Annotated in this window: 24 protein-coding genes; 12 read left to right on the forward strand and 12 right to left on the reverse strand. The window is 69.9% G+C overall.

The genetic code is table 11. The features are described 5' to 3' along the window. Positions 1-16: 16 nt before the first annotated feature. The 7 genes from cysC (at position 17) to OG395_RS16755 (ending at position 6,767) form a co-directional block, all read left to right on the forward strand. Positions 17-562 carry an adenylyl-sulfate kinase gene (gene cysC, locus OG395_RS16725; protein WP_030917145.1) on the forward strand — a complete coding sequence of 182 codons (546 nt, stop codon included), beginning with the start codon at positions 17-19 and terminating at the stop codon, positions 560-562. Next, positions 559-1,494: a sulfate adenylyltransferase subunit CysD gene (cysD, locus tag OG395_RS16730; protein ID WP_266980093.1), complete on the forward strand. Its 936-nt coding sequence runs from the start codon at positions 559-561 to the stop codon at positions 1,492-1,494. The genes cysC and cysD overlap by 4 nt, the downstream gene beginning before the upstream one ends. Position 1,495: 1 nt before the next feature. Next, positions 1,496-2,869, forward strand: coding sequence for a sulfate adenylyltransferase subunit 1 (locus OG395_RS16735; protein WP_327243672.1), 1,374 nt, complete (start codon positions 1,496-1,498; stop codon positions 2,867-2,869). Positions 2,870-3,114: 245 nt separating this feature from the next. Next, complete coding sequence (locus tag OG395_RS16740) at positions 3,115-4,230, forward strand: ABC transporter substrate-binding protein (RefSeq protein ID WP_327243673.1); 1,116 nt, start codon at positions 3,115-3,117, stop codon at positions 4,228-4,230. A gap of 40 nt (positions 4,231-4,270) precedes the next feature. Beyond that, positions 4,271-5,062, forward strand: coding sequence for an ABC transporter ATP-binding protein (locus OG395_RS16745; RefSeq protein ID WP_266980099.1), 792 nt, complete (start codon positions 4,271-4,273; stop codon positions 5,060-5,062). Continuing rightward, positions 5,049-5,969: an ABC transporter permease gene (locus OG395_RS16750; protein ID WP_327243674.1), complete on the forward strand. Its 921-nt coding sequence runs from the start codon at positions 5,049-5,051 to the stop codon at positions 5,967-5,969. Before OG395_RS16745 ends, OG395_RS16750 begins: the two co-directional genes overlap by 14 nt. Positions 5,970-6,002: 33 nt before the next feature. After that, positions 6,003-6,767 carry a sirohydrochlorin chelatase gene (locus tag OG395_RS16755; protein ID WP_327243675.1) on the forward strand — a complete coding sequence of 255 codons (765 nt, stop codon included), beginning with the start codon at positions 6,003-6,005 and terminating at the stop codon, positions 6,765-6,767. Between the two features lie 192 nt (positions 6,768-6,959). Here OG395_RS16755 and OG395_RS16760 read toward each other — a convergent pair whose 3' ends face one another. The 4 genes from OG395_RS16760 to OG395_RS16775 form a co-directional block, all read right to left on the reverse strand. Continuing rightward, positions 6,960-7,592, reverse strand: coding sequence for a mycothiol-dependent nitroreductase Rv2466c family protein (locus OG395_RS16760; protein ID WP_327243676.1), 633 nt, complete (start codon positions 7,590-7,592; stop codon positions 6,960-6,962). 68 nt (positions 7,593-7,660) lie between these two features. After that, complete coding sequence (locus OG395_RS16765) at positions 7,661-8,245, reverse strand: TIGR03086 family metal-binding protein (protein ID WP_327243677.1); 585 nt, start codon at positions 8,243-8,245, stop codon at positions 7,661-7,663. A gap of 78 nt (positions 8,246-8,323) precedes the next feature. Next, positions 8,324-9,325, reverse strand: coding sequence for a ketopantoate reductase family protein (locus tag OG395_RS16770; RefSeq protein WP_327243678.1), 1,002 nt, complete (start codon positions 9,323-9,325; stop codon positions 8,324-8,326). 73 nt (positions 9,326-9,398) lie between these two features. After that, positions 9,399-9,653, reverse strand: coding sequence for a hypothetical protein (locus OG395_RS16775; protein ID WP_327243679.1), 255 nt, complete (start codon positions 9,651-9,653; stop codon positions 9,399-9,401). A gap of 84 nt (positions 9,654-9,737) precedes the next feature. Between OG395_RS16775 and OG395_RS16780 the strand changes: the two genes are divergently transcribed. Beyond that, entirely contained in the window at positions 9,738-10,607 is an 870-nt protein-coding gene (locus tag OG395_RS16780) for an aldo/keto reductase (protein WP_327243680.1), read from the forward strand. Between the two features lie 14 nt (positions 10,608-10,621). Then, entirely contained in the window at positions 10,622-11,458 is an 837-nt protein-coding gene (locus tag OG395_RS16785) for an ABC transporter ATP-binding protein (protein WP_327243681.1), read from the forward strand. A gap of 26 nt (positions 11,459-11,484) precedes the next feature. Here OG395_RS16785 and OG395_RS16790 read toward each other — a convergent pair whose 3' ends face one another. Both OG395_RS16790 and OG395_RS16795 read right to left on the reverse strand, forming a co-directional pair. Beyond that, positions 11,485-11,868: a nuclear transport factor 2 family protein gene (locus OG395_RS16790; protein WP_327243682.1), complete on the reverse strand. Its 384-nt coding sequence runs from the start codon at positions 11,866-11,868 to the stop codon at positions 11,485-11,487. Positions 11,869-11,995: 127 nt separating this feature from the next. Next, entirely contained in the window at positions 11,996-13,198 is a 1,203-nt protein-coding gene (locus tag OG395_RS16795) for a S8 family peptidase (RefSeq protein ID WP_327243683.1), read from the reverse strand. A gap of 797 nt (positions 13,199-13,995) precedes the next feature. Here OG395_RS16795 and OG395_RS16800 point away from each other — a divergent pair. Continuing rightward, on the forward strand, positions 13,996-16,383 hold the full coding sequence (locus tag OG395_RS16800) for an MMPL family transporter (RefSeq protein ID WP_327243684.1): 2,388 nt from the start codon (positions 13,996-13,998) through the stop codon (positions 16,381-16,383). A gap of 7 nt (positions 16,384-16,390) precedes the next feature. Here OG395_RS16800 and mgt read toward each other — a convergent pair whose 3' ends face one another. From mgt to OG395_RS16820, 4 genes are read right to left on the reverse strand one after another with little or no spacing between them, the layout of a single operon-like run. Next, positions 16,391-17,581 carry a macrolide-inactivating glycosyltransferase gene (mgt, locus tag OG395_RS16805; protein WP_327243685.1) on the reverse strand — a complete coding sequence of 397 codons (1,191 nt, stop codon included), beginning with the start codon at positions 17,579-17,581 and terminating at the stop codon, positions 16,391-16,393. Between the two features lie 54 nt (positions 17,582-17,635). Further along, positions 17,636-18,943, reverse strand: coding sequence for an ABC transporter substrate-binding protein (locus tag OG395_RS16810; protein WP_327243686.1), 1,308 nt, complete (start codon positions 18,941-18,943; stop codon positions 17,636-17,638). Continuing rightward, on the reverse strand, positions 18,943-19,782 hold the full coding sequence (locus OG395_RS16815) for a carbohydrate ABC transporter permease (RefSeq protein WP_327243687.1): 840 nt from the start codon (positions 19,780-19,782) through the stop codon (positions 18,943-18,945). Before OG395_RS16815 ends, OG395_RS16810 begins: the two co-directional genes overlap by 1 nt. Continuing rightward, complete coding sequence (locus OG395_RS16820; protein ID WP_327243688.1) at positions 19,779-20,738, reverse strand: carbohydrate ABC transporter permease; 960 nt, start codon at positions 20,736-20,738, stop codon at positions 19,779-19,781. The genes OG395_RS16815 and OG395_RS16820 overlap by 4 nt, the downstream gene beginning before the upstream one ends. Before the next feature lie 126 nt (positions 20,739-20,864). Between OG395_RS16820 and OG395_RS16825 the strand changes: the two genes are divergently transcribed. After that, positions 20,865-21,731 (forward strand): phosphotransferase enzyme family protein, encoded by an 867-nt coding sequence (locus tag OG395_RS16825; protein ID WP_327243689.1) that lies wholly within the window; start codon positions 20,865-20,867, stop codon positions 21,729-21,731. Positions 21,732-22,046: 315 nt separating this feature from the next. Here the strand turns inward: OG395_RS16825 and OG395_RS16830 are convergent, their stop codons facing one another. Together OG395_RS16830 and OG395_RS16835 are read right to left on the reverse strand one after the other, a co-directional pair. After that, entirely contained in the window at positions 22,047-22,775 is a 729-nt protein-coding gene (locus OG395_RS16830; protein ID WP_327243690.1) for a 3'-5' exonuclease, read from the reverse strand. Between the two features lie 89 nt (positions 22,776-22,864). Continuing rightward, entirely contained in the window at positions 22,865-24,097 is a 1,233-nt protein-coding gene (locus tag OG395_RS16835; RefSeq protein ID WP_327243691.1) for an SAV2148 family HEPN domain-containing protein, read from the reverse strand. A gap of 380 nt (positions 24,098-24,477) precedes the next feature. Here OG395_RS16835 and glgX point away from each other — a divergent pair, with 380 nt between their 5' ends. After that, positions 24,478-26,631, forward strand: coding sequence for a glycogen debranching protein GlgX (glgX, locus tag OG395_RS16840; RefSeq protein WP_327243692.1), 2,154 nt, complete (start codon positions 24,478-24,480; stop codon positions 26,629-26,631). Positions 26,632-26,636 lie beyond the last annotated feature (5 nt).

A 26,636-nucleotide genomic window follows, 5' to 3' on the forward strand; every position in this document is an offset into this window, starting at 1 on the left:
TGATCAGGAGACTTCGATGAGCGTGACGGAGACGGGAGCCACCATCTGGCTGACCGGTCTGCCGAGCGCCGGCAAGACCACCATCGCGTACGAACTGGCCGGGCGGCTGCGCGGCGAGGGCCACCGGGTGGAGGTGCTCGACGGTGACGAGATCCGGGAGTTCCTCTCCGCGGGTCTGGGCTTCTCCCGCGAGGACCGGCACACCAACGTCCAGCGGATCGGCTTCGTCGCCGAACTGCTGGCGGCCAACGGCGTGAAGGTGCTGGTCCCGGTCATCGCCCCGTACGCGGACAGCCGGGACGCGGTACGCAAGCGTCACCAGGCCGAGGGCACCGCGTACCTGGAGGTGCATGTCGCGACTCCGGTCGAGGTGTGCTCCGTACGCGATGTGAAGGGCCTCTACGCCAAGCAGGCGGCAGGCGAGATCAGCGGCCTCACCGGGGTCGACGACCCGTACGAGGCGCCCGAGTCGCCGGACCTGCGGATCGAGTCGCACCAGCAGACCGTGCAGGAGTCCGCGGCGGAGCTGTACGCGCTGCTGAGCGAGAGGGGTGCAGCGTGACGACCGTCGCGACTGTGTCGGAAGGCACGGACAATCCGTACGCACTCAGCCATCTGGACTCCCTGGAGTCCGAGGCGGTGCACATCTTCCGTGAGGTGGCGGGAGAGTTCGAGCGGCCGGTGATCCTGTTCTCCGGCGGCAAGGACTCGATCCTGATGCTGCACCTGGCGCTCAAGGCGTTCGCGCCGGCACCGGTGCCGTTCACGCTGCTGCACGTCGACACCGGGCACAACTTCCCCGAGGTCCTCGACTACCGCGACCGCACGGTCGCCGAGCACGGGCTGCGGCTGCATGTCGCCTCCGTACAGGAGTACATCGACGCCGGGAAACTCCGCGAGCGCCCCGACGGCACCCGCAACCCACTGCAGACCGTGCCGCTGACCGAGGCGATCCAGGAGCACCGCTTCGACGCCGTGTTCGGCGGCGGCCGCCGCGACGAGGAGAAGGCGCGCGCCAAGGAGCGGGTCTTCTCGCTGCGCGACGAGTTCTCCCAGTGGGACCCGCGCCGTCAGCGCCCCGAGCTGTGGCAGCTGTACAACGGCCGGCACGCCCCCGGCGAGCACGTCCGGGTCTTCCCGATCTCCAACTGGACCGAGCTCGACGTCTGGCAGTACATCGAGCGTGAGGGCATCGAGCTTCCGGAGATCTACTTCGCCCACGAGCGGGAGGTCTTCAACCGCTCCGGGATGTGGCTGACCGCCGGTGACTGGGGCGGCCCCAAGGAGGGCGAGCGGGTCGAGACCCGGCAGGTGCGCTACCGCACCGTCGGCGACATGTCCTGCACCGGCGCGGTCGACTCGGACGCCACGACGCTCGCCGCCGTGATCACCGAGATCGCCGCCTCCCGGCTCACCGAGCGGGGTGCGACGCGCGCCGACGACAAGATGTCCGAGGCCGCGATGGAAGACCGTAAGCGCGAGGGGTACTTCTAGGATGACCGCACTCACCCAGCACGCAGAGCAGTTGTCGACCACGACCCTGCTGCGGTTCGCCACCGCGGGGTCCGTCGACGACGGCAAGTCCACCCTCGTCGGACGCCTTCTGCACGACTCCAAGTCGGTCCTCACCGACCAGCTGGAGGCCGTCGAGCACGCCTCGCGCAGCCGGGGCCAGGAGGTGCCGGACCTGGCGCTGCTGACCGACGGACTGCGGGCCGAGCGCGAGCAGGGCATCACCATCGATGTCGCCTACCGCTACTTCGCCACGCCGCGCCGCCGTTTCATCCTGGCCGACACCCCGGGCCATGTGCAGTACACCCGGAACATGGTGACGGGGGCCTCGACGGCCGAGCTGGCCGTCGTCCTGGTGGACGCCCGCAACGGTGTCGTCGAGCAGACCCGCCGGCACGCCGCCGTCGCCGCGCTGCTGCGGGTGCCGCACGTGGTCCTGGCCGTCAACAAGATGGACCTGGTCGACTACGCGGAGCCCGTATTCGCCGCCATCGCCGAGGAGTTCACCGCGTACGCCGCCTCGCTCGGCGTCCCGGGCTGGGGGTCTGGGGGGGACCCCCAGGAAAACTGGTGTACCGCGGTCCCGATCTCCGCGCTCGCCGGAGACAACGTCGTGGAGCCGTCCGCACACATGGACTGGTACGGCGGCCCCACGGTCCTCGAACATCTGGAGACGGTGCCGGTCAGCCACGACCTCACCGGCTGCCACGCACGCTTCCCCGTCCAGTACGTGATCCGGCCGCAGACCGCCGAGCACCCCGACTACCGGGGCTACGCGGGCCAGATCGCCGCCGGCGCGTTCCGCGTGGGCGAGGCCGTCACGGTCCTGCCTTCGGGCCGCACGTCGACGATCGCCGGGATCGACGCGCTCGGCGAGAGCGTGGACATCGCCTGGGCGCCCCAGTCGGTGACCATCCGGCTCGCCGACGACATCGACGTCTCGCGCGGTGACCTCATCGCACCGGCCGACGACGCGCCGGCCGTCACCCAGGACGTCGAGGCGACCGTCTGCCACGTCGCGGACCAGCCGCTCGTGGTCGGCCAGCGGGTGCTGCTCAAGCACACCACCCGCACGGTCAAGGCGATCGTCAAGGACATCCCGTCACGGCTGACGCTGGACGACCTCTCGCAGCACCCGGCGCCCGGCCGGCTCGTCGCCAACGACATCGGCCGGGTCGTCGTCCGTACCGCGGAGCCGCTCGCGCTGGACGCGTACGCGGACTCCCGGCGCACCGGCTCGTTCCTGCTGATCGACCCGGCGGACGGCACCACGCTGACGGCCGGCATGGCGGGCGCCTCGTTCGCCGCCGAGGCCGAGGCCGACGCCGCCGACGACGACGCCGAATGGGACTTCTGATGGTTGTCGACATCTACGCGACGTTCGCGAAGGAGGGCGGCCGCATCGGCAGCGGCGCCCTCGGCAGCGGCCAGGGCGGGGTGGCGCGATGTGCGCGATGACGTACGCGCACTGCCTGCGCGCCCGCTCGCACCAACCGCACCGCCTGTACCGCCAGTTCAGACGAAGACATGCCGACTTCCCGGCCGCGTCCCCATAACCGATCGAGGGACGTGAGCACCGGGCCAACGAGAGGAAAGCCTCCCGTGCCTGCCACCCGTACCACTCTGCGCCGCAGCCTCGCCGCTGCCGCCGCTCTGCCGCTGCTCGCCGCCGCGCTCACCGCCTGCGGCTACGGCTCCGAGGCGAAGAACGACGACGCCAAGAAGGCGAACGTCTCCGCCGAGGGCAAGAAGCTCTCCGCGGACACCGTGAAGATCGGCTACTTCCCGAACCTCACGCACGCCACCGCCCTGGTCGGCATCCAGGAAGGCATCATCGCCAAGGAGCTCGGGGGCACGACGGTCAAGCCGTCGACGTTCAACGCGGGCCCGTCCGAGATCGAGGCGCTCAACGCCGGTTCGATCGACATCGGCTTCATCGGCCCCTCCCCTTCCATCAACGGCTTCACCAAGTCCAAGGGCAAGAGCCTGCGGATCATCGGCGGTGCGGCGTCCGGCGGTGTGAAGCTGGTCGTCAACCCGAAGAAGATCAAGAGCCTGGACGACCTCAAGGGCAAGAAGATCGCCACCCCGCAGCTCGGCAACACCCAGGACGTGGCGTTCCTCAACTGGATCTCCGAGAAGGGCTGGAAGGTCGACGCCCAGAGCGGCAAGGGCGACGTCTCCGTGGTCCGCACGGACAACAAGGTGACCCCGGACGCCTACAAGTCCGGTTCCATCGACGGCGCCTGGGTTCCTGAGCCGACCGCATCCAAGCTGGTCGCCCAGGGCGCGAAGGTGCTCCTCGACGAGTCGACGCTCTGGCCGGACAAGAAGTTCGTGATCACGAACATCATCGTGTCGCAGAAGTTCCTCACGGAGCACCCGGACGTCGTCGAGGCGGTACTGCGCGGTTCGGTCAACACCAACGCGTGGATCAACGCCAACCCGGACGAGGCGAAGGCGTCCGCCAACACGGCGCTCAAGGAGTTGTCCGGCAAGGAGCTGCCGGCCGAGGTCCTCGACCCGGCGTGGAAGTCGATCCAGTTCACCGATGACCCGCTGGCCGCCACGCTCGACACGGAGGCCAAGCACGCGGTGAAGGCGGGCCTGCTGGAGCAGACGGACCTGACGGGCATCTACGACCTGAAGCCGCTGAACAAGATCCTCAAGGCCGCGGGCAAGCCCGAGGTCGCCGACGCCGGTCTCGGCGTCAAGTAAGCCACCCGACCGTTCCAGGATCTCCCAGGAGGTGACGACCATGGCGACCACCACGCTCACCAAGGCCGAGGACCGTACGGCGGTCGGGCACGCCGCCCGTATCGACCACGTCTCGAAGTCCTTCGGCGGACCGGAGGGACAGCAGCTCGTCCTGGACGACATCACACTCGATGTCGCCCCCGGCGAGTTCGTCACCCTCCTGGGAGCTTCCGGCTGCGGTAAATCAACACTGCTCAACCTGGTGGCGGGTCTCGACCGCCCGACCGCGGGGTCCATCGAGACTCCCGGCGGGCGGCCGGCCCTGATGTTCCAGGAGCACGCCCTCTTCCCGTGGCTGACCGCGGGCAAGAACATCGAACTCGCGCTGAGGCTGCGCGGCGTACCCAAGTCCGACCGCCGCCAGGAGGCGGAGCGGCTGCTCGAACTCGTGCGGCTCGGCGGGGCGTACGGGAAGCGGGTGCACGAACTCTCGGGCGGCATGCGGCAGCGGGTGGCGATGGCCCGCGCGCTCGCCCAGGACAGTCAACTGCTGCTGATGGACGAGCCGTTCGCCGCTCTCGACGCCATCACCCGGGATGTACTGCACGACGAGCTGACCCGGATCTGGCGCGAGACGAACGTCTCGGTCCTCTTCGTCACGCACAACGTGCGGGAGGCGGTCCGGCTCGCCCAGCGGGTCGTCCTGCTGTCGTCCCGGCCGGGCCGGATCGCCCGGGAGTGGACGGTCGACATCGACCAGCCGCGCCGCATCGAGGACACCGCGGTGGCGGAGCTGTCCGTCGAGATCACCGAACAACTGCGTGGGGAGATCCGCCGACATGGCCAGCACTGACACCACCGCCGAGGACGGCACCGCCGCGTCCGGCTCCGTCAAGGACGCCGCCCAGGACCTGGCCGGGCTGGAGGCGGGGCTCGACGCGCTCGACGCGGTGCGGGTGAGCCGGACCCCGGTGCGCCAGGTGCTGGTGCAGAAGGTCCTGCCACCGGTCGTGGCCGTCGCGCTGGTGCTCATCGTCTGGCAGGTCCTCATCTGGGCGAAGGTCACCGACGACTACAAGTTGCCGTCGCCGTCGCAGGTCTGGGACGAGGTGACCAACGCCTGGGCGCAGGGCACCCTGCTCGACTACATCTGGACGAGTGTCTCGCGCGGCCTGCTCGGCTTCCTGCTGGCGCTCGTCATCGGTACCCCGCTCGGGCTGCTGGTGGCGCGCGTGAAGGTGGTGCGCGCGGCAATCGGCCCGGTGCTGTCCGGTCTCCAGTCGCTGCCGTCGGTGGCGTGGGTGCCGCCCGCGGTGATCTGGCTGGGGCTCGACGACAAGATGATGTACGCGGTGATCCTGCTGGGCGCCGTCCCGTCGATCGCCAACGGTCTCGTCGCCGGTGTCGACCAGATCCCGCCGCTGCACCTGCGGGCCGGGCAGACGCTGGGCGCCACCGGGCTGCGCGGCACTTGGCACATCGTGCTGCCCGCCTCGCTGCCCGGCTATCTGGCGGGTCTGAAGCAGGGCTGGGCGTTCTCCTGGCGCTCGCTGATGGCTGCCGAGATCATCGCCTCGTCACCCGATCTGGGCGTGGGTCTGGGGCAGTTGCTGGAGCAGGGCCGCGAGACCAGCAGCATGTCGATGGTGTTCCTCGCCATCTTCCTGATCCTGATCGTCGGCATCGCCATCGACCTGCTGATCTTCAGCCCGCTGGAACGGTGGGTGCTGCGCAGCCGCGGCCTCCTCGTCAGTCGCTGATCCATGAAACCGATCCAGGAACCGAGAACCGTCATGGCCTCCCCCGTTCTTCTCGTCATCGCCCACGGCAGCCGCGATCCGCGGCACGCGGCGACCGTGCACGCGCTCACCGCGCGGGTCCGGGCGATGCGTCCCGGACTGCGCGTGGAGACCGGCTTCCTGGAATTCAACGCCCCGTCCGTGCCACGGGTGCTGGAGCGGCTGGCCGCGGAGGGTGCCGGCGAGGTGGTGGCCCTTCCGCTACTGCTGACCCGGGCCTTCCACGCCAAGACCGACATCCCCGGTGTACTGCACGAGGCACAGACCCGCCTGCCACGGCTGCGGATCCGGCAGGCGGAGGTGCTCGGCCCTTCGCCGCTGCTGAACTCCGCCCTGGAACGGCGGCTGTACGAAGCCGGGGTCTCCCCCGGCGACCGAGGCTCGACCGGGCTCGTCCTGGCCTCGGCGGGCTCCACAGACCCGGAGGCGATCGCAGTGATCGCTGAAATCGCGCGGGAGCTGCGGCACACCGGTTGGTGCGCCGTGCGGCCTGCGTTCGCCTCCGCTGCATCTCCCACGGGGTTCCCCCGCACCGAGGACGCGGTACGGGCCCTGCGGGCCTCCGGCATCGATCGTGTCGCCGTGGCCCCGTACGTCGTCGCGCCCGGCCGCCTCCCCGACCGTATCGCCGCGGGCGCCCGGGAGGCGGGGGCGGATGTACTGGCCGACGTGCTCGGTCCTTCGCGGGAGTTGGCGCGGCTGCTGCTGCGCCGCTACGACGAGGCGTGTGTGGAGCGCGTGACGGCGCTCACGGCCTGACAGCGGTGCGGGCCACGCGTCCGGCCGACTCCGGCCGGGCGCGGCACGGGATGCGCGGCGCCCGGCCGTTTCGGTCCACCCGGCCTTGGTCGTCGCCTGGACCGTGACCGCCGGTCCCGCGCCCGCCGCGGTGGGCGGCAGCGACGGTGACCGTGTACGAGGTGCCGGGGGTCAGCCCGCCGATCACGCGGATCAGCCGACGTCGAGGCTGCCGGTGCGGGTGCGCTTGAGCTCGAAGAAGTCCGGGTATCCGGCCAGCACCCGGAAGCTGTCGAAGAGCCTGCCCGCCTCCTCGCCGCGCGGTGCTGCGCGCAGCACCGGGCCGAACCACACCGTGCCGTCGACATGGATCGTCGGCGTGCCGACATAGCCGTCCGCCTCCGGGTCCTTGCCCGCGTCATGGCTGCGCCGCAGTGCTTCGTCGTAGGTCTCCGCGTGCGCGGCAGCGGCGAGCTCGGCGGGCAGGCCGAGCTCGGCGAGGGATTCGACGATCACCTCGTCGAAGTCCTCGTTCTTCTGCTGGTGGATGCGGGTACCGAAGGCGGTGTAGAGGTCCCGGAGCACGCCGTCTCCGTGCTCGGTCGCCGCGGCGACCGCGACCCGCACCGGACCGATCGACTTGTCGACCAGTTCCCGGTACCAGTCGGGCAGTTCATTGCCGGTGTTGTGGAGATGGAGGCTCATGACGTGGAAGCGGAGCTCGATGTCGCGCTGCTGCTCCACCTCCAGCATCCAGCGGGAGGTGATCCAGGCGAACGGGCAGGCGGGGTCGAAGTAGAAGTCGACGACGGCCCGGTCGGTACCGTGATTCCGATGAGTGGTCATGGCCCGAGCGTAGCCAACCATTGGCGTACGACCACGGGCCAATCATCACCCCTTCCAGTGGGCCACTTTCAGGCCGCGGTCCACTGCGGATCGCGTCCGCTGCGGGCCAGTGCGCGCGCGAGGACGGGCGCCGATCCGGGCACGTCGACCTCGTCGGCGAAGCCGCCGTACTGCCGGTAGAGCTCGGCGGACCCGTCGATGACGCCGAGGACGTACGCGGCCGCCCCGTCGGAGAGTTCGAGTTCCTGACCGGTCGCGCGGGCCACGTCCCAGCTGTGCAGAGCCGTCTCCTCGATGAGCATCGCGGCGATCTCGGCCGCGGGGGAGGACGCATGACCCAGGTCGATCTCGCCCTCCCAGACGGCCGGGTCCGACCAGGCGGCGACGGCCCGGTCCAGCTGCGCCGCGTACTGCTCGGCCCAGTCGGCGTCGGCGGTGAAGTCACGGGTCTTGAGCTCATCAGGGAGGGGCGTGCGCCGGGCGCGGTGCTCCAAGCCGTGCGAGGTGTAGAGCACCCAGTGGTTGATCAGTTCCCGCAGATCCCAGTCACCGCAGGGAGTGCTGGGCGCGGTCAGCTGTCCGGCGCTGATGCCACGGGCGATACGGGCCGCCTCGGCGGCGCATTCGGTCATATGGGCGTGCTCGGTCTTCATGCGACGGAAGGTACGGCCGGCCGCTGTCGCCCGTATTGAAGAAATGCGACAGCGGCCCGCGTCGGCCGTCCGGCTCGCTCAGGACGTGGCGTCGACCAGTGTGGTGAGTTCGGCCACGGACATCGATCCGGGCTCCCGCCGCTCACGCGCGAACGTGTTCGCCGTGCGCTGCAGTATGTCGTTGACCGGTGTGGGCACCCCGTGCAAGCGCCCGAGCAGCGCGATCTCGCCATTGAGGTAGTCCGCCTCGATCGTGCCCGTACCGCGGCTGAGGCTCTGCCAGGACGAACCGCCGTCGCGCGGAGAGCCGTCGAACGGTTCGAAGCGGATCCGGCCGCCCCGCGCCTTCGCCTGTTCCTCCTGGCCGACCGCGTCGATACCGGCGGCCGCCAGGACCGCCTTCCCCTCGGCGAGCGCGCGCTTGAACAGGGCGACGGCGTCGTCCCCGGTGAGCAGTCCGGTGACCGCCTCGATCGCGTTGGCGAGATTGGACAGGAGCTTGCCGTACTTCCAGCGCATCACGTCCGGCACGACCGGGGCGAGCAGCATCGACTTCTCCAGGTCGGCGGCGATCCGCTCGGCCGTCCCGTCCGTGCCGGCGGGGTAGCGCCCGAGGTGCAGGATGCCGGTCAGCGGGGTTCCGGCCGCGGACACCTCCCCGGGCCGGACGAAGGTGGCCGGCAGCCAGACGCACATCCCGTACACGTGCTGGAATCGCCGCAGCGCGAGGCGTTCGCTCTCCACGCCGTTCTGTGCGCAGACCAGGGGCAGTTGCTCACCGGCGGTACCGCCGCCCGCCACCGGCCGGGCGCTCCAGGCGTCGAGCGCGGCGGTGCTGTCCTGCGTCTTCACTGCGAGTACGAGGACGTCGTCGAGGGTCAGGTCGACGGCTTCGGGCCGGTCGACGACGGGGAGGCGGTGGGTGCGGGGGCCGTCCGGCGTGGTGAGCCGGAGGCCGCCCTCGCGCAATGCCTCGTACTGCACGCCCCGCGACACGAGGACGACGTCGTGGCCGGCCTCTGCCAGACGTCCCCCGATGGCTCCTCCGACGGCACCCGCTCCCACGATGATGTAGCGCATTCCTGCTCCCGTTCGGTGCGGCCGTACGTCACATGGTGGCGGTCAGATCCTATGCGGGGGCCCGGGAGTTCGTTCAGGGCGCCCGGTACCGGAACGTCTCACGCCCTGTGCCCACGCACACGGCGCCACAGACGTTCTCCATCCCGCACGCGGACCACGATCCCTGCCCGAGGCGGGCAGCAGCGGGCGCCACGGACGAAGAGCCCGTCGGCCCGGTCCGGACAGTCCCGTGAACCGGCCTGCCCAGCAGGTGGTACGTGGTCGCCAGGGGCAGCCCGGCCGCTCCCGCGAGCAGTTCGGCCGAGGCGCCGTCCGGGGTCTGAGCCACGGACTCCATCAGCTGCAGGGCCTCATGCCTCCCGCTCGGTGCCGCGGGACGGGCATCGCGCGGCAGTGTACTAATCTCCCCGTTGTGTCCGATGCTTCGCGTGCTTTTGATGATTCGTTCCTGCTCGGGGGCGAGCTGCCTGTGCGGCGGCTCGGTTTCGGCACGGCCCAGCTGACAGGCCCGGGTTACTGGGGGCCTCGCGGCACCCGGCAGGATGCCGTCGCGGTGCTTCGGCAGGCGGTGGAGCACGGCGTGACCCTGATCGACACCGCCGACAACTACGGCCCGGAGCTGGCCGAGGAACTCGTCGCCGAAGCACTCCACCCGTACCGCGACGGTCCGGTGATCGCCACCAAGGGCGGCGTGGTGCGGACCAGCGACAGCGCCTGGCACATCGCGGGGCGCCCCGAACAGCTGCGGGCGATGTGCGAGGCCAGTCTGCGGCGGCTCCGGACCGAACGGATCGACCTCTATCAGCTGCACCGGCTGGATCCGGACGTGCCCCTCGCCGAGCAGCTCGGGGCTCTGGATGCGCTGAGGCAGGAGGGTAAGATCCGTTTCATCGGCCTGGACACCCTCACCGCCGGCCAGCTGCAGGAGGCCCTCTCCCTGACCAGGATCGCCTCGGTGCAGAACCGCTTCAATCTTCTCGACCGTTCGTCGGACGCGGTGCTGAGACTCTGCGAGACCCATGGCCTCGCCTTTCTGCCCTGGTTCCCGCTGGCGAACGGCGCCCTGACCGGTAAGTCCGCCGCGGCGCTCGCCGGTATCGCCGAACGGCATGGTGCCACCCGCGGGCAGATCGCCCTCGCCTGGCTGCTGCACCGCTCGCCCGTACTGTGCCCGACCCCGGGCACGGGTTCGCCCGTCCATCTGGCGGAGAACCTCGGGGCTGCGGCTGTCCGGCTGTCCACCGAGGACATGAGCCGCCTGGAGGCGCTCGCCCCCGCATGAAGGAGTACCCGCCGGTGACCATCACCTCCGCGTCCGTCCCTGTCTCTCCCGCCGCGCCGACGCCGGTGATCCGGGCCCATGACTTGCGGCTCGTCCGGGAAGGCGACGTCCTGCTCGACTCGGTCTCGCTGACCGTGCGCAGCGGTGAGCACTGGGCCCTGCTCGGCGCCAACGGCGCCGGGAAAAGCACGCTGCTCGGGCTGCTCGGCGCGGTCACCCACCCCACCGACGGGTCGGTGGAGATCCTGGGACGGACGATCGGACGGGTCGACCTGCGGGAGCTGCGGACCCTGCTGGGGCACGTCAACCCCCGCCATCCGTTGCGCTCACCGCTGTCGGTGCGCGAGGTGGTGCTGACCGGTCTGACCAACTCGGTCGAGCCGGTGCCACGTTGGTCCGCGAGCGCCGAACAGGAGGCGCAGGCCGACCGGTTGCTGAAGATGCTGGGCATGGAGGCGAAGACCGGTTCGCGCTGGCCGTCGCTCTCGCAGGGCGAGCGGGGCCGTACGCTCATCGCCCGCGCGCTGATGCCGCAGCCCCGGCTGCTGCTCCTCGACGAGCCGGCCACCGGGTTGGATCTCGCCGCCCGCGAACAGCTGCTGGACGCCCTGGACGCCTTGCGCGAGGAACATCCGGAGCTGGCGACGGTCCTGGTCACGCACCATCTGGAGGAACTGCCCGCCTCGACCACGCATGCGATGCTGCTGCGGGCGGGACGCTCTGTGGCCTCCGGTCCGGCCGACGAGGTGCTCACCACCGGCCGGGTCAGCGACTGCTTCGGACATCCGGTGCGGATCGCCCGCACGGACGGCAGGTGGACGGCGCGTGCGCAGCGTGTCACCCGTGGCTGAGGACGGTCACGCGCTTTCGTACGCCCTCACTCGCCGTCGGAGGGTCCGGCGACGAAGGGGGTCGCCTGGTGGAAGTAGAGCAGCCAGCTCCGGCCGGTCAGCCGCCACAGCGAACTGCGGTGCGATCGGAGCCCCTTGGACTCGGTCTCGAAGGTCAGATGGACGAGTCCGTCGGCCAGCTCGACCCCGTGTATCCGGGACGCGGTGAGCGGTCCGGGCCGAGGTGCGTCGTCGGCGATCAGCAAGGCGGTGATCGTGTCACGGTTCCAGCAGCGGCCGATGGCGTCGATCTCGCGGTACTCCGGGTGCAGTACCTGGGCGAGGAGTTCGGTGGAGGCGCGGACCAGCGGGTCGAGGAGGCTGAGCTCGCCCTCGATGGCCGCGGCGACACCCGGTGACGGCTCAGGCATGTGTCACGTCCACGAGCTTGGCGACGGGGTTGTGGTCATCGGCACACCATAGGACGGTCTGTCCGAGCGACGCGGCCGCCGCGCCCCGTGGGGGAGAGCACGGCGGCCGCCGATTCGGTGGTGCCTGCTACTCAACGACCTTCAGCAGCTTGTTCGGCGTGCCCTCCGTCGCGTCGGAGATCGCGTCGGGGGTGGCGCCGTCGGTGAGCGCCGTGGCGACCTCCGCCGGGGTGGCATCCGGGTGTCCGGCGAGATAGACGGCGGCGGCACCGACGACGTGCGGGGTCGCCATGGACGTACCGGAGATGGTGTTCGTCCCGTCGTCGCTGTCGTTCCAGGACGAGGTGATGTCCGAGCCCGGGGCGTAGATGTCCACGACCGAGCCGTAGTTGGAGAACGACGACTGCTCGTCGTCCACCGTGGACGAGGCGACCGTGATGGCCTCCGGGACGCGGGCCGGGGAGCCCTCGCCCGCGTCGGCGGACTCGTTTCCGGCGGCCACCGCGAAGGTGACTCCGGAGGCGATGGCCTTCTGGACCGCTGCGTCGAGAGCCGGGTCGGCGCTGCCGCCGAGGCTCATGTTGGCGACGGACGGGCCCTCGTGGTGCGCGGTGACCCAGTCGATGCCGGCGACGACCTGCTCGGTGGTGCCCGAGCCGGAGTCGTCGAGGACGCGGACGGCAACGATCTTCGCCTTCTTCGCGACGCCGTACGTCGCACCGGCGATGGTGCCGGCCACGTGGGTGCCGTGGCCGTTGCCGTCGTCGGCGCTGTCGTCGTTGTCCACGGCGTCGAAGCCCGAGGTGGCCCGGCCCTCGAACTCCTTGTGCGTGATCCGGACACCGGTATCGATGACGTACGCCGTGACACCCTCACCCGCACTGTCCGGGTAGGTGTACGCGTTGTCGCCCGCGGTCTCGGTCTGATCGATCCGATCGAGACCCCAGGACGGCGGGTTGTCCTGGGTGGCGTCGATGTGGAACTTCTTGTTCTGGACGACCTTGGACACGGCCGGGTCGGCCGCGAGCCGCTTGGCCTCCGTCCGCGAAAGTCCGCTGGCGGAGAAGCCGTTGATGGCGGAGCTGTAGTTGCGCTTCAGCTTGCCGCCGTACTCCTTGGCGAGTTTCGCCTTGTCGGCCTTCTGGTCCAGCATCACGATGTAGCTGCCCTGGACGGCGGTTGCCGCGTCGGCGCCGTAGACCGTCCCCATCCTCGGGGCGGGCGTGGCTCCGGCGAAGGACGTGCCGAACAGGGTGACTCCGGCGGCTGCAGCCACGGCGGTGATCGCCAGGGTGAGCTTGGTCCGGCGTGCGCGCTTGTGTATGGCCATGAAGAGGGGTCTCCTCGTCATTCTTTGTGGGGGGATTGGCCCTCGGCCGGAAGATCTCCGGGGGCTGGCTCGACCCTCACCCATTGACGCGCACAGATCAACCCCTTCACGCAGCTGTGACTTACTCAACAACCTTTCGTAATAGGGAACCGGCCGGCCGTGTTCAAGTCGGTCACCCAACCTGCCAACGACCTTTACGAACAGGGTCCTTGCGCCATCCCCGGACGGGAATGAAGCGGCAGAGCACGGTGGCGAAACGCCACAGCGAGCAGGCACGCCCGCATGGTGGTGGTGTGGCCGCCCGCGCTCCCTCCGTATGAGCTCGGCGTCCACCCGCTCGGCGACCTCCGCCGCGTGCCGGACGACAGGGTTGGGCGAGAGGGAGACCGCGGGCACACTCAGCGGTGGGCGAGGACGCGGGCCGGGCCCATCGAGGCCGACCGAGAGCCTGCTTGGAGTGCCCGGCAGTAGGCTTCGCGGCGTCGCCCGGCTGGGGCACGCACCTCGCGGCGTTGTCGTCAATCACCAACGCTCCGCGATGGCTGAAGTACTGGGCGAGATGCTGAACAACCCGGTGGAGCCCTGAACGAGATGCCGGAGCACGGGGAGACACCCGACAGCCTTTACGTGTAAGGGCCTTGGACCGCCCCTCTCAGGGATCCACCTGGCCCGCAAGGTGGAGAACGGGCCCCGCAGGTTCACCGGGGAGCATGAGGAGACGACTCGATTCCGCCCATAACTTCGGAGCAGCGACGGTGGCAGGGAGCCGACGTCGGTCACGAGGGGGCAGGTCCGTCATGGGAGCAGTGGATTCGGCGCGCACGGGGGCGCCACGGGTACGCGGCATCGCCGCCCGGGCCGGCGGCTGGAGCGCACGGCACCGATGGGCGGCGGTGACCGTATGGGTGCTGTTCGTCGTTCTCGCGATGGGACTCGGCTCGGCGGCCGGCCGCGTCGACGTGAAGGAGAGCGATCAGCTGTCCGGCGAGGTGGGCCGGGCCGTGCAGATCACCGAGGACGCCGGGCTGAAGGATCCGGCGGGCGAGACGGTGCTCATCCAGGCCGACAGCCCCTCGGTGAAGGCCACTTCACCGGAGTTCCGCTCGGCCGTCGACGCCGTGATGCAGGCGGTCCAGTCCACCGGTGAAGTGACCGCCGTGACCTCCCCGTACGTGATGAAGACCATCTCGGCCGACGGTCGCAGCGCGCTCGTGCAGTTCGAGATGCGGGGGGATCCCGAAACGGCGAGCGCGCGCGTCGAACCGGTGCTGAAGGCCGTCGACAAGGTCCAGGGCGAGCACGACGGTCTCGTGATCGAGGAGATCGGCAGCGCCAGCATGGGCAAGACCTTCGATGACGCCTTTGGCGACGACTTCCAGCGGGCCGAACTGTCCGCCGTGCCGGTCGCCCTGGGCATTCTGCTGATCGCATTCGGGGCCCTCGTCGCCGCACTGCTGCCGGTGGCTCTGGCCATCACGGCGATCATCGCGACGATGGGGCTGATGGGCGTGGTCAGCCATCTCCAGCCGATGAGCGAGACGGCGAACTCGGTGATGCTGCTGGTCGGTCTGGCCGTCGGTGTCGACTACTGCCTCTTCTATCTGCGGCGCGAGCGCGAGGAACGGGCCAAGGGGCGCGACGCCCGGACCGCCCTGATGATCGCTGCGGCAACCAGCGGGCGCGCGATCATCGTCTCCGGTGTGACGGTCTGTGTCGCGATGGCGGGCATGCTCTTCACCGGTCTCGCCGAGTTCGAGGCGATGGGGCTCGCCTCGCTCATGGTCGTCGCGGTCGCGATGGTCGGCTCGGTGACGGTCCTTCCCGCCCTGCTCTCGCTGCTCGGCGAGCGGGTCGAGAAGGGGCGGGTGCCGTTCCTCAACCGCCTCAAGCGGTCCGCCGGCACCCAGCGGAAGTCGACCGCTCACCACAACCGCCCACACCCGTCGGCCGAGCAACCGGGCGATGCGAGCGGCGAGAGCCGGGTATGGCGTGCGGTTCTCGACTCGGTGCTGCGCCGCCCCTGGACGGCGCTGGTGATCGCGGCGGGCGTGCTCACCGCGATTGCGCTGCCCGCCGTCGGCATGCACACCCAGAACCTCACCCTGGACCAGGAGTTCGGCAGCTCGCTCCCGATCGTGCGGACGTACGAGCGGCTCAACGCGGCATTCCCCGGCGGCGCCGACCCGGCCCGGGTCGTGGTGAAGGCCGACGACATCAACGCCGCTCCGGTACGTCAGGCGCTCGCCGACTTCCGCGAGCAGGCCGTCGCGTCGGGCGCCTCCAAGGGCCCGGTCGACATGGTGACACACGACGCGGAGAACATCGCGGTCATCGACGTACCACTGGTCGGCGGATCCGATCAGAGCAGGGCCGTCAAGAGCCTGGATCTGCTCCGCGACCAGGTGCGCCCGGACACGCTCGGCAAGGTCGACGGCGTCGAGGCGCCGATCACCGGTCAGGTCGCGGGGTCGAAGGACTTCAACGACCAGATCGTCGGTGCGGTGGTGCCGGTATTCGCCTTCGTCGTCGTCTTCGCCTTCCTATTGATGCTGCTCTGCTTCCGTTCACTGACGATCGCGGTGACGTCCATCGTGCTCAACCTGCTGTCGGTGGGCGCCGCGTACGGCATCCTGACCGCCGTCTTCCAGCACGGCTGGGGCGCCTCTCTGGTCGGTGCGGAAGGGGTGGGGGCCATCATCTCCTGGCTGCCGCTCTTCCTGTTCGTGATCCTCTTCGGGCTCTCGATGGACTACCACGTGTTCGTGGTGTCCCGGATCCGGGAAGCCCGGCTGCAGGGTCGTTCGACCAGGGACGCGATCGCCCATGGCGTGGTGACAACGGCAGGCGTGGTGACCAGTGCGGCGGTCATCATGGTCGCGGTGTTCGCGATCTTCGGCACGCTGTCGATGCAGTCCATGAAGCAGATGGGCGTGGGCCTGGCCGCTGCGGTGCTGATCGACGCGACGATCATTCGCGGGGTGTTGCTGCCGGCCGTCATGGTGCTGCTCGACGAACGCAACTGGTACCTGCCGCGGTGGTTGAGGTGGCTGCCGGACCTGACACACGACGAGTCGGCCGTCGCGGACGGGGTGCGCGGCGACCGGGCCCATGGTGCGGTTCCCTCCCATGCCGTTGAGGCCACGGGGGAGACCCAGGACAGCACGCTCACCGGGCAGTCCCGATAATCCCTGCTCAGGCGGGCAGTTCGGCTTCGATGAGGCCGGCTGCCCGCTGCGTGCCGCCCTCCCCCGCCATCCGTTCCCGTACCGCCGCCGCCTTCGCCGCCACCGCCGGGTCCCCGGTCAGAGCGAGCACAGCGGTGCGCAGCGCCTCCGGCGTCACCTCATCCCTCGGCAGATGACGGGCGACGCCCAGCGCCTGCAGCATGTCGGCGTTGCCGAACTGATCGACCGCCTGCGGGACGGCGACCATCGGGGTGCCGGTGGCGAGCCCCTCCTGACTGCCGCCCGCACCCGCGTGGGTGATGAAGGCATCCGCCTGCTTGAGCACGGAGAGCTGCTGCACCCAGGAGCGCACCTCCACATTCGCGGGTACGTCCCCGAGTTCGGCGAGGTCGACGAACGCACCGATCTGGAGCACGACATGCCAGCCGGGCAGGTCACCGAACGCCTCGATGCAGTCGCGGTAGAAGCTGGGCTGCTGGGTGAAGGCCGAGCCGAGCGACACCAGCAGCACCTTCTCGGCATCCGCGGGCCGCTGCCACTCCCCCTGGTCGGCGCGGTCGCCCAGGCAGGCACCGACGAAGGTGTGGACCTCGCGGTCCACCCTGTCCGCGTTCGGCTGGAGCACCTCGGGGATCAGGACGACCGAGCGGCGCGGTCGGCCGACGAACGGGTCGGGATGCTGGTCGATGCCGTTCTCCGCAAGCCAGTCCGCAAACCGCTTGCGGTACGCCCGCCCGCGTTCACTGCGCATCAGTTCGGCGGTCATCGGCTCGCCGACCTCCTCCTCGTATCCGTCCCAGGCGACCAGGTTGGGCGAGAGGGAGACCGCGGGCACGCCCCAGCGGTGGGCGAGGACGCGCGCCGGGTAGGAGGTGATGTCGTGCAGGACGAGGTCCGGCTCGTCCCCCTCGAAGGCCTTGATGAGCTGGGGCAGCGCCTGGACGGCGTCGTCGAGGAACGGCTCCAGGTGGTCGATCGGCTCGGTGCCCCAGTCCTCCGGTGCGGTGGGCAGGACCGAGGTGTAGAGCACCGGTTCGGCTCCGGTGGCGGCGACCTTCTCGGCGAAGGACGGCGGGATGGCATAACTGACGCGGTGCCCACGGCCGACGAGTTCCCGGATGACTTCGAGGCTCGGGTTCACGTGTCCGTGGGCGGCGATGGAGAACATGGCGATGTGGGCACGCCGGATATCCGTCATACCCACACCATAGACGAGACGAGACGTCTCGTGCAGCCAGGATTCCTTTTCCTGTCAGCGCTGATAGCGCGCCAGGACCCGGTTCCCGTCGTCGACCAGGCGTTTCTTCAGTTCGTCCCGTCCGATCGCCCCGCTGTAGTACTCCTGGAGTGCGGGCGTGGCGACCTTGTCCTTCCACTCGGGGTAGCCGCGCACCGACTGGGCGGGCGCCGGACGCAGCCCCTTCGCGAGTGCGGCGCCGGTCGCCCAGCCGTTCTCGGCCGTGTGCAGAGCCGGATCCGCGAGCGCCGCCGTGCCGGTCGGGAGCATCCAGTCCCCCTGCGCCAGGCGCACCATGTTCTCCGGGCGCAGCAGGAAGTCGATGAACTCCACGGCCGCCTTCTTGTGCGGGCTGGCCTCGGCGACGGAAAGGGTCTGCGGGCTCACACCCTGGGCGAGCCCGTCGCTGCCCGCGGGGGCGGGCAGCACGGTCCACTCGAAGCCCTTCGGGGCCTGCTCGACGACCTGCTGACGGTACGAGAAGCCCAGCGGAACCATCGCGTACCTGCCGCCGAACAGCCCCGGGAGGGTGTCGGAGCCTCCCATGCCGAGCGTGGCGCGGGCGGCGCTGTGGTCGGTGTTGACCTGGTCGCGGATGGTGCCGGGCATGACCTCGTCGCCCTCGTCGAGACGGATGGTCACCTTGCCGTCGGCGCCGCGGTGGAAGAGCCGGCCGCCGCTGGAGACTCCGAGGTTGAGGGTGACGGAGACCGGTTCCCGGAGCGGCCAGGCGACTCCGTACGCCGCCTTCCCTTCCCCCTTGCCTGTCAGTTCCTTGGTGACCTGCCGGAATTCGTCCCAGCTCCAGGGCTTTTCGGGACTCGGGATCCGGACCCCGGAGGCCTTGAGGATCTTGGTGTTGGCGATCAGGACCCGGGGTTCCTGGAGGAACGGCACCCCATAGACACCGTCGCCGAACGTTGCGGCCTGCCAGCTCTGCCGCGGGATGTCGGCGGCCAGCCGGCTGGGGAGCAGTGTGCGCAGGTCGGCGAGATAGCCGCCGTACGCGAAGTCGGCGAGGTCGTCGGAGGCGTCATGGATGACATCCGGTGCCTCGTCGCCCTCGAAGGAGGTGAGCAACTGGTCGTGCACGCTGTCCCAGCTGCCCTGGACGTACTCGACCTGGATGTCCGGATGGGCCCGGTTCCACTCCTCGACCAGCTGCTTGTTGGCGTCGACGGACTCCTTCTGCCAGGCCAGCGACTGGAAGCGGAGCTTGATCTTCCCGCTGTTGTCCGTTCCGCCGCCGGCACCGCTGCAGCCGGTGAGGAGCAGAGCGAGTGCGGTGGCCGCGGCGGCTGCGGTACGCACGAGTGCCCGCATCAGCTCTTCACCGCCCCGGCGAGCATGCCCCCGGTGATCCGGCGCTGGATGATCGCGAAGAGGACCAGGGAGGGCAGGGTGGCGAGAAACGCGGCGGCGGCGAGCGGCCCGAGCTCGGCCGCGCCCTCCGCGCCGAGGAAGTGGGTGAGTACGACCGGCAAGGTCTGCTTCTCCGGTGTCTTGAGCAGGACGAGCGCGAAGAAGAACTCGTTCCATGCGGTGATGAACGCGAAGAGTGCGGTGGCGACGACGCCGGGGGCCAGCAGCGGGACGGTGACCGAGACGAGTGTCCGCAGTCTTCCGGCGCCGTCGACCGAGGCGGCCTCCTCGAGTTCGGGCGGTACGGCGCGGACGTACCCGACCAGCATCCACAGCGCGAACGGCAGCGCCCAGACGACGTACACCGCGATCAGCCCCCAGAGGGTGTTGATCAGATGCAGATTCTTGAGGATCAGGAAGAGCGGAATGATCAGCAGGACGAAGGGGAACGCCTGGCTGACGACGACCCAGCCGGTGGCGGCCGCCGTGAGCCCGGTGCGCCGCCGGGCCATCACATAGGCCATGGGTGTGGCGACGACGACGGCGATCAGGGCGGCGGAGACCGCGGCGACCAGCGAGTTGGCGGCGGCCTGCAGCAGGGGCTGCTCGTCGAAGGCCTGCCGGAAGTTGTCCAGGGTCGGATGCTCCGGGATCCAGGTGGGGTGCAGGGAACCCAGTTCGCGCGCCGGCTTGAAGGCGGTGGAGATCAGCCAGAGAAACGGGAACGCCAGGAAGACGAGGTAGCCCAGGAGCGCGACGTACTGTCCCGCGCGGGCGGATCTGCTGGTCCGGAGACTCACTGGTCATCCCCTCCCCTGAGCCGGCCCGCGAGGTGGACGGCGAGGACCACGGAGATCACCGCGACCATCACACAGCCCATCGCCGCGGCATAGCCGAACTGGCCGTAGCGGAAGGCTTCCTCGTACGCGAAGAGCATCGGCAGCCGGGTCCGGCCACCGGGACCGCCGTTGGTCAGGACGTAGACCAGGGCGAAGGAATTGAAGTTCCAGATGAAACTGAGCGCGGTGATCGAGAGCGCGACCGGCCTGAGGGCCGGCCAGGTGACGGTACGGAACCGGCGCCAGGCACCCGCACCGTCCAGGGCGGCCGCCTCGTGGAGTTCGTGCGGGGTGTTCTGGAGCCCGGCCAGAAGCGCGACGGTGGTCTGCGGCATGCCCGCCCAGACGCCGACGACGATCACGGCGGGCAGCGCGGTGGCGAGCCCGGTCAGCCAGTCCCGGCCGTCACCGAGCCCGAGATCGCGGATGGTCTCGTTGAGGACGCCGGCGTCCGGGTTGTAGACCAGCCGCCACATGATGCCGACGACCACTTCGGGCATGGCCCACGGAATGATCGCGAGGGCTCGCGCCAGCCAGCGCATCCGCAGGTTCTGGTTGAGCAGGAGGGCGAGGCCGAGGGCCAGGACGAACTGCGGGACGGTGACGCCGACCGCCCAGACGAGGCCGATCCGGAACGAGTCCCAGAAGAGGGTGTCGTGGAGCAGGTCCTGGAAGTTGAGCCCGCCGACCCACTGGGTGGAACGGGTACGGCCGGACTGGGCGTCGGTGAACGCCAGCACGATGCCGTAGAGCAGCGGGCCGACGCTGAGGATCAGGATCGGGATCAGGGCAGGCAGCACAAGGAACCACGTACCGGAGTGGCGGTTGATCCGCGGGGCTGTTCCACCGTGCCTGGACTCCGGGCTCCCGGGCGGGCCATGCCGCCCGGACCGTACCGTTGCATTCGCCAACGTCATGAATTCGACCCCCTTGCGTCATTGGATCGGTTTCACCCGGATCTGGCCGCTCAGGTGGCCCCCGCCATGGTGCTGACGGGTCGTCGGTTCGTCAAGGTCGCCTGCACAGATGCGAAAATTGGATCCATGAACGAAATGCGTGCGCGCGAGGTGCTGACCGCTGCCGGACTGTCCGACGGCGCGGAGCTGCTCGCGCTGGGTGAGAACGCGGTGTTCGCCGTCGGAGGCCTGGTGGTCAAGGTCGGCCGGAACGCCGTACAGAACCCGGAACTGCTGGCCCGGGCCGAACGCGAGGTGGCCGTCGCGGAGTGGCTGGCAGGATCGTCGGTCCCCGCGGTGCGGGCGGCTGAGCCGAAGGCGCGGCTGGTCGAGGGGCACCCGGTGACGGTCTGGTACCGGCTCCCCGACGCGGTACGTGCTGCCCAGCCGCGGGATCTGGCGCAGCTGCTCACCCTGGTCCACGCACTGCCCGCCCCGGAGGGCTTCACGCTGCCGCGGCGTGAGCTGCTCGGCGGGGTGGAGCGGTGGCTGCGGCTCGCGGGCGACGCGATCGATCCGGCCGACGCACAGTATCTGCGCGAACGGCGGGACGGATTCGCGACGGCGGCTGCGGCACTGGTACCGCATCTGGTGCCCGGGCCGATCCACGGAGACGCACTGCCGCGCAATGTCCATGTCGGTCCGGACGGGCCTGTGCTGGTGGACCTGGAGACGTTCTCCACGGATCTGCGCGAGCACGATCTGGTGGTACTGGCGCTGTCCCGGGACCGGTACGGGCTGGCGGCGGAGGCGTACGACGGGTTCACGGACGCCTACGGGTGGGACGTCCGTGAGTGGGACGGGTGTGCGGTGTTGCGGGGGGCCCGGGAAACGGCGAGTTGCGCGTGGGTCGCGCAGCATGCGCCGGGGAATCCGGCGGCGCTGGCGGAGTTCCGACGCAGGGTCGCGTCCTTGCGCGACGAAGCCCCCGAGGTGCGGTGGTATCCGTTCTAGAGACGTTTGACGGTGCGGGTTACATCGAGTCGTGACGGCTGCCGCGGGCCGCGCTGCGCCGGAAGTACGAGGTATCCCGATGGCGGTGGACCGACCGGCAAAGGGAGGGCGGCGTCGCGGGGCCCGGCACGCGCATCTGCGGCGTTGTCGTCAGTCAACAACTCCCCCATAGCCCTGAAGTGGCATGGGAGGAGCCCCCTTCGCGTTGCCTCCCTCCTCCGCCTTGCAGCTGCACGCAGCAGACCCCGCTCCTTCTCCCGCCCTCCCTTTGCCGGTCGGTGCGGGCGCGCGCTCGCCCTGGCCCCGGGCATGCGCTCAGGTGGTGACCTGGGCCGGTTCGCGTACGGGCCAGTGGGGGTCGATCACCGCGTCCGCGGTGCCCTTGCGGCGCAGGAAGGATTGGAACTCGGCTGCCCAGTCCGCATACCACGTGATCTGACGCTCGTGGAGTTCGCTCGCTGACAGCGCGGCGACCGAGCCGTGGCGTGCGGCTATCGCGTACGCCACCCGGACCGCCGCCAGCGCGTCCGCGCCCGCGTCATGCGCACCGCCGTGCACCACCCCGTATTCGACGCAGACCGCCTCCAGCGTCCGCTTGCCCTTGCGGTAGCGGTCGACCGCCCGGTCGATCGTGTACGGGTCGACGACCGGACCGATCCCGGCACCGCCGAGCCGGTCGCTCAGGGACGGCAGCCCGTGCCGGCGCAACTCCGCCGTCAGCAGCGTCAGATCGAAGGCGGCGTTGTAGGCGACGACCGGCACCCCCTGGCGCCAGTAGCCCGTGAGCGTCTCGGCGATCTCGTCCGCCACCTCGCGCACCGGCCGGCCCTCCGCCGCCGCCCGCTCGCTGCTGATGCCATGGATCGCGGAGGCCTGTGCGGGAATCCGGATCCCCGGATCCGCCAGCCAGGTGCGCTGCCGCACCGGCTCCCCGTCCCTGCCTCCGACGCCGACGACCGCGGCCGTCACGATCCGGGCCTCCAGAGGCTCCGTGCCCGTCGTCTCCAGGTCGAAGCCGACCAGCGCCTCCCGGTGCCAGCTCATCCCGTACCTCCTTCGTGGTGCTCTCCCCCAGGTGATGACCACCCTGCCATGCACCACTGACAACGCGTAGGGCAGGCGGGGCGAGGGGCTCAGGAGACGGGCCGGGAGTCCGTCCACACGGACTCGAACTCCTCGCGGTACGTCTCGAAGAGCCCGTGCTCGTTGTCCTGACCCGCCCGGACCACCGCCCGGCCCCCGCCTCGCAGCACCAGCACAGGCGCCTCCATGCCGCGTGCGCGCCGCAGATAGGGCTGGACGACGCCCACCGCGTCCGCCCCGTCACCGTCCACCAGATAGGCCGTGAAGCGCGGCGTCTCGTCGAAGACGTGGATCTCGAACGCGCCCGGATCACGGAGTTTGGAACGGACCCGGCGCATGTGGAGGATGTTCATCTCCACCGACCGGCTCAGCTCGCCCTTCTTGAGCCCGAGTTCCCGCTCACGCCGCTTGACCGCGCTGCTCGCCGGGTTGATGAACAGCAGCCGGATCCGGCAGCCCGATTCGGCGAGCCGGACCAGCCGGCGGCCGGAGAAGTTCTGCACCAGCAGATTGAGGCCTATGCCGATCGCGTCGAGGCGGCGCGAACCGCCGAAAAGGTCCTCGGCGGGCAGCTGGCGCTGCAGCCGGACCCGGTCGGAGTGGACGGAGACCACATCCGCGTACCGGTCGCCGACCAGTTCCTCGACGGCGTCGACAGGCAGCCGGTCCGCGGACGGCACCGCGGCGCCGCTGCCCAGGATCTCCAGGAGACGCGCCGAGGCGCGCTCGGCCTGGGCGAGGACCGCCTCGTTCAGCGCACGGTTGCGGGAGACGACATTGCGGGCGACCTCCAGTTCGTCGAGCGCCAGCTCGACATCGCGCCGGTCGTCGAAGTACGGCTCGAAGCACGGCCAGTGCTGGATCATCAGCTCCCGCAGCTGCGGGAGCGTGAGGAAGCTGAGCACGTTGTCGTCGGCAGGGTCGAGCAGATAGCCCTTGCGGCGGGAGACCTCGCGCACGGCGACCGCGCGCTGCACCCATTCCTGTCCGGCGGGCCCCGCGGCGGCCACCACCCAGTCCTCGCCGTGCACCGGCTCGTAGATCGGCCGCAGTACCGCGGCGACCACGGACCGCAGCCGCTGTTCCACGAGATTCAGCCAAATATAGGCGCGCCCGGCCCGCTGGGCCCGGGTCCGGACCTCGCTCCAGGCGTCCGCGCCCCAGCTCAGTTCGGCGCCGATCTCCATGGGCTGCGCAAGCGATACCGCCCCGGGCGGGGCGTCGACGGATTCCCCCTCGTGACCTGGGTCACCTGGGGGCAGCTCGAACCCTCCCGAGCTCACCCGCGCACCGCCTTCCGCTCCCCCACCAACGATCAAGGAAGGGTACTCCGGGAGCGGGAGCCGGTGCAGCAGGATGGACAGGCTCCTTTCTCAACTCCCCCAGGTGTCAGGCGCGTTCCCTGCGGCAAGATCTGCCGTAGTGAGCTGATTCATAGCGATTGAGCACCCCGTCAGGGGCCGCATTCCGGACGTGTGACCCGGACAGGTTCTCGGATTCCGGTTCCGGGCGACACGGAGAGGCCCGATGTTGACCGGTCCGGCCGACGTGGCCGACGGGACCGTGCGACGTCCTAGGTGCGGGGCACTCTTTCGGGGAAGATCTGGCCGGGTCGGTCCCAAGTGCCCCCAGCACCCGGATAAGAAGTGAAAGAGTCATATCTATGCAGGTCTGGCCGGGACAGGCGTATCCCCTCGGCGCCACGTACGACGGCGTCGGCACCAACTTCGCGGTCTTCTCCGAGGCCGCCAACCGAATCGAGTTGTGCCTGCTGCACGACGACGGTTCCGAGACGGCGGTGGAGCTGAGGGAGACCGATGCTTTCGTCCGCCATGCCTATCTGCCCGGGGTGATGCCCGGTCAGCGGTACGGATTCCGGGTGCACGGGCCGTACGAGCCGCAGCGCGGAGCCCGCTGCAACTCGGCGAAACTGCTCCTCGACCCGTACGCGCGGGCGGTCTCCGGGCAGATCCGGTGGGGCGAGGCGGTGTACGGCTATCCGTTCGGCCGGCCCGACGCGCGCAACGATCTGGACTCGGCGCCGCACACCATGAGCTCGGTGGTGGTCAACCCGTACTTCGACTGGGGCGACGACCGGCGCCCCCGTACGGACTACCACCGCACGGTGATCTACGAGGCCCATGTGAAGGGGCTGACGATGCTCCATCCGGGGCTGCCGAAGGAACTGCGCGGTACGTACGCGGCGCTGGCGCATCCGGAGGTCATCGCGCATCTGACGGAGCTCGGGGTCACGGCGATCGAGCTGATGCCGGTGCACCAGTTCGTCCAGGACCACCGGCTGGTGGACGCGGGGCTCGCCAACTACTGGGGCTACAACACCATCGGTTTCTTCGCCCCGCACAACGCGTACGCCTCCCGCGGCGACCGCGGAGAGCAGGTGAGCGAGTTCAAGCAGGCCGTACGGGCCCTGCACCAGGCGGGCGTCGAGGTCATCCTCGACGTGGTCTACAACCACACCGCGGAGGGCAACCACCTGGGACCGACACTCTCGTTCCGGGGGCTCGACAACGCCTCGTACTACCGCCTCGCGGATGATCAGCAGTACTACATGGACACCACGGGGACCGGGAACTCGCTGCTGATGAGGTCCCCGCACGTGCTGCAGCTGATCATGGACTCGCTGCGGTACTGGGTGACCGAGATGCATGTGGACGGCTTCCGCTTCGATCTCGCGGCCACCCTGGCCCGGCAGTTCCACGAGGTGGACCGGCTGTCGTCCTTCTTCGACCTGGTGCAGCAGGACCCGGTGGTCAGCCAGGTGAAACTGATCGCCGAGCCGTGGGACGTGGGCGAGGGCGGCTATCAGGTGGGCAACTTCCCGCCCCTGTGGACCGAGTGGAACGGCAAGTACCGGGACACGGTCCGGGACCTGTGGCGGGGCGAACCGCGGACCCTCGCCGAGTTCGCGGGGCGCCTGACGGGATCCTCGGACCTGTACCAGGACGACGGCCGACGCCCACTCGCCTCGATCAACTTCGCCACCTGCCACGACGGCTTCACGCTGCACGACCTGGTCTCGTACAACGACAAGCACAACGACGCGAACGGCGAGGACAACCAGGACGGCGAGAGCCACAACCGGTCGTGGAACTGCGGCGCGGAGGGCGAGACGGACCAGCCGGAGGTGCTGGAGCTGCGCGAGCGGCAGATGCGGAACTTCGTCGCCACGCTGATGCTGTCCCAGGGGGTGCCGATGCTGAGTCACGGCGACGAGTTCGCGCGGACGCAGCGGGGCAACAACAACGCGTACTGCCAGGACAGCGAGCTTTCGTGGGTGCACTGGCCGAAGCCTCGCAAAGCCGCTACGGAGGACGACGAGGGGGACGACCGGGAGACCCGCAGCAGCCTGCTGGAATTCACCCGGGCGATGGTCTGGCTCCGCCGCGACCACCCGGTCTTCCGGCGCCGCCGGTTCTTCCACGGGCGGCCGGTGGAGGGCACGCACGACGAGCTGACGGACATCGCCTGGTTCACGCCCGAGGGCAGTGAGATGACACAGCGGGACTGGCAGGCGGCGCATGCCAAGGCACTGACGGTCTTCCTGAACGGACACGCCATCTCGGAGCCGGGACCGCGGGGCGAGCGGATCTCCGACGACTCGTTCCTGCTGATGTTCAACGCGAGCGCCGACACACTGGAATTCGCCGTACCGGTGAACCATGGGCGGCAGTGGTCGGTGGTGGTCGACACCGCCCGCCCGGAGGGGGTGCAACCGGGAGCGGGTCCGAAGGTGTCCGCGGGCGACCGGGTGAAGCTGGTGGGGCGGAGCATGGCGGTGCTGCAGCGGCCGGCGTAGTCCTC

Source organism: Streptomyces sp. NBC_01320 (assembly GCF_035974375.1).
Classification (GTDB): Bacteria; Actinomycetota; Actinomycetes; order Streptomycetales; family Streptomycetaceae; genus Streptomyces; species Streptomyces yanii.

Coding starts and splice junctions, on each gene's coding strand:
- OG395_RS16750 (WP_327243674.1), top strand. CDS start 5,049: ATGGCCAGCACTGACACCACCGCCGAGGACGGCACCGCCGCGTCCGGC.
- OG395_RS16760 (WP_327243676.1), bottom strand. CDS start 7,592: ATGACCACTCATCGGAATCACGGTACCGACCGGGCCGTCGTCGACTTC.
- OG395_RS16765 (WP_327243677.1), bottom strand. CDS start 8,245: ATGAAGACCGAGCACGCCCATATGACCGAATGCGCCGCCGAGGCGGCC.
- OG395_RS16790 (WP_327243682.1), bottom strand. CDS start 11,868: ATGCCTGAGCCGTCACCGGGTGTCGCCGCGGCCATCGAGGGCGAGCTC.
- OG395_RS16830 (WP_327243690.1), bottom strand. CDS start 22,775: ATGAGCTGGCACCGGGAGGCGCTGGTCGGCTTCGACCTGGAGACGACG.
- OG395_RS16735 (WP_327243672.1), top strand. CDS start 1,496: ATGACCGCACTCACCCAGCACGCAGAGCAGTTGTCGACCACGACCCTG.
- OG395_RS16755 (WP_327243675.1), top strand. CDS start 6,003: ATGGCCTCCCCCGTTCTTCTCGTCATCGCCCACGGCAGCCGCGATCCG.
- OG395_RS16820 (WP_327243688.1), bottom strand. CDS start 20,738: ATGACGTTGGCGAATGCAACGGTACGGTCCGGGCGGCATGGCCCGCCC.
- OG395_RS16745 (WP_266980099.1), top strand. CDS start 4,271: ATGGCGACCACCACGCTCACCAAGGCCGAGGACCGTACGGCGGTCGGG.
- OG395_RS16825 (WP_327243689.1), top strand. CDS start 20,865: ATGAACGAAATGCGTGCGCGCGAGGTGCTGACCGCTGCCGGACTGTCC.
- OG395_RS16810 (WP_327243686.1), bottom strand. CDS start 18,943: ATGCGGGCACTCGTGCGTACCGCAGCCGCCGCGGCCACCGCACTCGCT.
- OG395_RS16795 (WP_327243683.1), bottom strand. CDS start 13,198: ATGGCCATACACAAGCGCGCACGCCGGACCAAGCTCACCCTGGCGATC.
- cysC (WP_030917145.1), top strand. CDS start 17: ATGAGCGTGACGGAGACGGGAGCCACCATCTGGCTGACCGGTCTGCCG.
- glgX (WP_327243692.1), top strand. CDS start 24,478: ATGCAGGTCTGGCCGGGACAGGCGTATCCCCTCGGCGCCACGTACGAC.
- mgt (WP_327243685.1), bottom strand. CDS start 17,581: ATGACGGATATCCGGCGTGCCCACATCGCCATGTTCTCCATCGCCGCC.
- OG395_RS16800 (WP_327243684.1), top strand. CDS start 13,996: ATGGGAGCAGTGGATTCGGCGCGCACGGGGGCGCCACGGGTACGCGGC.
- OG395_RS16770 (WP_327243678.1), bottom strand. CDS start 9,325: ATGCGCTACATCATCGTGGGAGCGGGTGCCGTCGGAGGAGCCATCGGG.